Raw genomic sequence first — 4,766 nt, forward strand, 5'->3', positions numbered from 1 at the left:
AGAGAGTAACTTACACCAAAACACACCTTCACACTGACAAAACCTGGAGCCAGTATGATCAAAATAACCTTAAACAATAAGCCTGTTGAGCTTGATGTTGATCCACAAATGCCACTGCTTTATGCCCTGCGTGATGAGTTAAAACTCACCGGCACCAAATTTGGTTGCGGAGCAGGACAGTGCGGCGCTTGCACAGTACATGTAAATGGCCAAGCAATGCGCTCTTGTGTGACACCGGTATCGGCTATTGCTGAGCAAGCTATTACCACCATTGAAGGTTTAGCAGATCATAACGGTAAATTGGGTGAAAGTGCCGTACAAGTTGCTTGGCGTGAATTCAAAGTGCCCCAGTGTGGTTATTGTCAAAGTGGCCAAATGATGAGTGCAGCTGCGTTATTACAAGCCATTCCTCAACCAAGCGATGAGCAAATAATTGAACATATGCAAGGTAATATTTGTCGCTGTGGCACCTATAAACGCATTAAAGCGGCAATAAAGTCTGCGGCGACTCATTTATCAGCGAGTAGTTTATCAGCCAGTCATTCAGCTACAGGTAACTCATCTGCTAGCACCTTGCCTGTTAGCACTTTACCTTCAAATAAAAGCAGAATTGAAATTTTTGATGCCCGCCAGTTTGCTAGTAAGAAGCAAGGAGCAGCATCATGAACGCTATTGAAAATGTCAGTCGTCGTGGTTTTTTAAAAGTTGCTGGTATTTCAACGGGTACTTTTGTTTTAGGTATCAATCTGCCTGTTGCTGTGGCACAAGCCAAGTCTTCGACCGGCACACTCAACCATGAATTAAACTTCTTTGTCAGTATTGCCAGCGATTCTATGGTGACCTTAGTTTGTCATCGCAGTGAAATGGGACAAGGTATTCGCACCAGCGTGCCGCAAATTATTGCCGAAGAACTAGAAGCTGATTGGCAACAAGTAACCGTTATCCAAGCCAAAGCTGACGAAAAATACGGATCACAAGGTACCGCTGGTTCAGCATCTATTCGTAATCACTTCACCAGCATTCGTCAAATAGGTGCTGTCGCCCGCGATATGCTAGAGCAAGCGGCCGCTAATATTTGGCAAGTGCCCCGTAGCGCTGTAAAAGCACAAAAACATTATGTTGTGCATAACGCTACCGGTGAAAAAATTAGCTTTGGTGAGCTTGCCAGTCACGCTGCCAAACTAACTCCGCCTGATAGCAAAACCATTAAGTTAAAAGCCAATAGTGATTTTTCACTTATTGGTAAAGACGTCAAGTTAACTGACTTAGATGATATTGTTGCTGGTAAAGCGCAATACGCCCAAGATATTCAACTGCCAAATATGTTGATTGCCACAATCGTCAGACCACCCGTGGTGGGCGGTAAGCTCATCACATTTGATGCCAGCGAAGCCTTAAAAGTAAAAGGTGTGGTTGATGTTATCGCCCTTAAGCCGCGCAGTATTCCAGTAGGTATCAATCCATTAGGTGGTGTCGCAGTATTAGCCAATAATACTTGGGCAGCTATTGAAGGCCGTAAAAAACTTAAACTCAAATGGCAACTGGGTGATAAGCAAAACCACAACAGCAGTGAATTTAGCAAAAAGCTTGTCAAACAAGTAAATCAACAAGGTGAAACAGTTGCGAGTAAAGGCGATGTTTATAACTATCAATATAATGAAAGTAATAGCTTAGAAGCGACTTACACTGTGCCTTACATACACCATGCACCAATGGAAACACCTGCGGCTACCGCAGTTGTTAACGGTAAAAAATGTACCATTTGGGCCGGTACTCAAAACCCACAATGGGCTAAGGGTACTGTTGCCCTAGAGTTAGGATTAGAAAAAGACGAGCAAGACAATATTGAGCTAAATGTCACACTAATGGGCGGCGCTTTTGGTCGAAAGTCCAAGGCAGATTTTATTGTTGAAGCGGTTGAGTTAGCTAAAGCCAGCAAACGTCCGGTAAAGGTTATTTGGAGTCGAGAAGATGATATTCAACATGGCTATTACCATTCAATTTCAGCCAATTACTGTAAAGCAGAATTAACCGCTAATGGCAGTGCCGATCATTGGATTAGCCGTAATGCTTACCCACCTATTGGCTGGTTATGGAATGCCGAAGCTAAAGTTCCCAGTGATAGTCAACTAGCGCTGGGTTTTGGCGATATTCCCTTTGCTTTAAACAATTTAAGCATTGAAAAACACGCGGTTGACTCTTTTGTTAGACCGGGTTGGGTACGCTCAGTTGCCTGTATTAATAACGGCTTTGCTTTGGGCTCTTTTGTCGATGAATTAGCGGTAAAAGCAAAGTTACCCACTAGAAAAATGTGGCTCAATTTACTCGGTGCAGATCGTCATATCGATCCAAATGACAATGGCTTTAACTACTCTAATTATAATTTAGACTTAGCAGTCCACCCAATTGATACCAAGCGCATGAAAGATCTTATCAACTTAATTAGTGATAAGGCTAAGGTTGAACAAGTACTGCCAGAAAACCAAGGTTGGGGCATTAGCTTTTTACGTAGCTTTGGCTCTTTTGTTGCCGCAGCAACTAAAGTAGAAGTCGTTAACAATAAAGTCACCGTACTTGAAATGCATACCGCGGTAGATTGTGGCATTGTGATTACCCCTGATAGGGTTAAAGCGCAAATGGAAGGCGCTATGGTATTTGGTTTATCCATTGCTTTGATGGGTGAGATATCGGTAAAAGATGGCCAGGTACAGCAAAGTAACTTTCATGATTATCCGGTAGCACGTATTAACCAGGTACCTGAAATGCACGTGCATATTGTTGAGTCTGACGCCCCTCCTGGCGGTATTGGTGAGCCAGGTGTACCACCGGTAGCGCCGAGTATCACCAATGCTATTTTTCATGCCAGTAAAACACGTATTCGTGATTTACCGGTGAATAAAGTCTTTACCGTTTAAGCTTTATACGCTCAGGGTATAGAGACATCTATTTAAAAATGGCGCTAACACAAATTATGTTAGCACCATTTCTTTTACTGATTAAGCCGTAACTTACTTACTTATTTACTTAACTTGAATAACCTACGTTCTAGCACGAACCCCATAATTCCGCTAACCAATAACAAGACTCCCAATACTTGTAACCAAGCATTAATAGCTCTAGGTTCTACTATTGGTAAGTCATGTTTTGACTTAGTAAATAAACGTCGGCCACCTGCAACCGGCTCTTCAAAATAATAGCCTTTGTTTGTCGGCACTAACTTTACTAAGACATCACTACGCTGCGCCATAACCACTCTTAATTGGCGCGTTTTTTCATCTTTTTCATTACGGTCTTTAATATCAATTAAGTCTCGCCACTTCCAAAATACATCACTTGGCTCTCCTGTTAATACCACACCATCGGAACGGTATTCATACAACCTCTCATTAAATACCTGCTTACTGTAACCAACATAAAATAAGGTCACGGCAAGCACAATTAGTGAACTTGCCATATAGAGTAGATTACGCTGTTGGCTTAGCTGCTTAGTGCTTGCCTGTTGATATAGCTGTTCAATATCACTGATCACCAGTAAATTATTCTTTATATAGCTTTTATCTAGTGACTCAAGTAACTGAGCAACGGATAAAGAGAAAGCACTCAGTAGCTTTCTTAATACTTCATTTGATGGCAGTGACTTATCATTTTCTAATTTTGATAAGTAAGATTGCTCAATACCAGCTAACTCGGCTAATTCAGGCTGACTTAGCGCTTTTTCTGCACGTAATTTTTTTAACTGTTCACCCAATGTCATCGATAAGTTCATGGCTAATATTCCATATAATTTGATAAATACTTTATCAGTAAAGTTATAAGTAAAGCGCCGGCTGCTGATTACTTTGTTTAACTACCAGTAACTAACAACTATAAGATTATTATTGTTAACTGCCTAGTAGCTAAGAGTATTCTTGGTTATTCATGAAGAAATAACTAACTGAATATTTGAGAATATTGCTCTATAGCTAAGAATATCAACACTAGCCATAACCTAAATAAATATGCAGCTCAACAAGCTAATGATGCCCTAGCCGTCGATACCCTGATAAAGCGTATTGGTGATGCTAGTGTGTAAATGGAGCAAACGGTGGTGACCTTATTACCATTAGCACGAGAAGAGCAAACTTCAGTTAAAAACTCTGCAGTATACTTAATCGCCTTGATTGAGCAAGCCGTTATCGATCACAGCTATTTGCTCAATAACAAAGCGGGTGAAGTACGCATAAGTTATCTTGATAATTGCTTGATTATCGCCGATACCGGCTCAGAAATAGAGGCTGATATTGCTGACAAAGTTACCTAAATTGCAGTAAAAGGTAGCCAAAGTACCGGCTATGGTTTTGGTTTATCGATAGTAAAACGCTTATGTGAACTTCAGGGTTGGCAACTTAAAGTGAGCAATACCAACACGAGTCCTAGTCACGGTAGCAGGAACGCCATAAATAGGGTACTGAGGTTTCGGTGCTTTTTGGTAGTTAATAACCCCTCTAGCTTCGGCATTTACTGTCAGAGCTTGTTGGCATACAAGTACCCGCCAAGCTAAGTAGTTAAATTTACATGCTATTAATTACTTAGCAAATCAAACACCTTAAAACTTAATAAGAACTATTTGCATAAAAAAGGTATGATATCAGTCAGTTTTTATATTGAGCGTATAATTATGCTGCCGTCAGCGCGCATTTTAATCATAGAAGATGACTTAGCACTTAACGAGCAAGTTACAGCTTTACTAAATAAACATCATTATCTGGTTCATCAATGCACCGATG

General features: G+C 40.9%; 4 protein-coding genes. 3 read left to right on the plus strand and 1 reads right to left on the minus strand.

Annotation, left to right across the window (positions count from 1 at the left end; genetic code table 11):
- The first annotated feature begins 54 nt into the window (after nt 1–54).
- Both HRT50_RS17675 and HRT50_RS17680 read left to right on the plus strand, forming a co-directional pair.
- Nucleotides 55–666, plus strand: a complete 612-nt coding sequence (locus HRT50_RS17675) for a (2Fe-2S)-binding protein (RefSeq protein WP_291616950.1) — start codon at nt 55–57, stop codon at nt 664–666.
- Nucleotides 663–2,915 carry a molybdopterin cofactor-binding domain-containing protein gene (locus HRT50_RS17680; RefSeq protein ID WP_291616952.1) on the plus strand — a complete coding sequence of 751 codons (2,253 nt, stop codon included), beginning with the start codon at nt 663–665 and terminating at the stop codon, nt 2,913–2,915. Before HRT50_RS17675 ends, HRT50_RS17680 begins: the two co-directional genes overlap by 4 nt.
- A gap of 101 nt (nt 2,916–3,016) precedes the next feature.
- On the opposite strand, the gene HRT50_RS17685 is transcribed toward HRT50_RS17680, so the two are convergent.
- Nucleotides 3,017–3,766 carry a helix-turn-helix transcriptional regulator gene (locus HRT50_RS17685; protein WP_291616954.1) on the minus strand — a complete coding sequence of 250 codons (750 nt, stop codon included), beginning with the start codon at nt 3,764–3,766 and terminating at the stop codon, nt 3,017–3,019.
- 306 nt (nt 3,767–4,072) lie between these two features.
- On the opposite strand from HRT50_RS17685, the gene HRT50_RS17690 reads away from it, so the two are divergent.
- The gene (locus HRT50_RS17690; protein ID WP_291616956.1) at nt 4,073–4,300 is read left to right on the plus strand and encodes a hypothetical protein; all 228 of its coding nucleotides are present in this window, start codon (nt 4,073–4,075) and stop codon (nt 4,298–4,300) included.
- Nucleotides 4,301–4,766: the final 466 nt, after the last annotated feature.

This window comes from Colwellia sp. (assembly GCF_013215345.1).
GTDB lineage: Bacteria > Pseudomonadota > Gammaproteobacteria > Enterobacterales > Alteromonadaceae > Colwellia.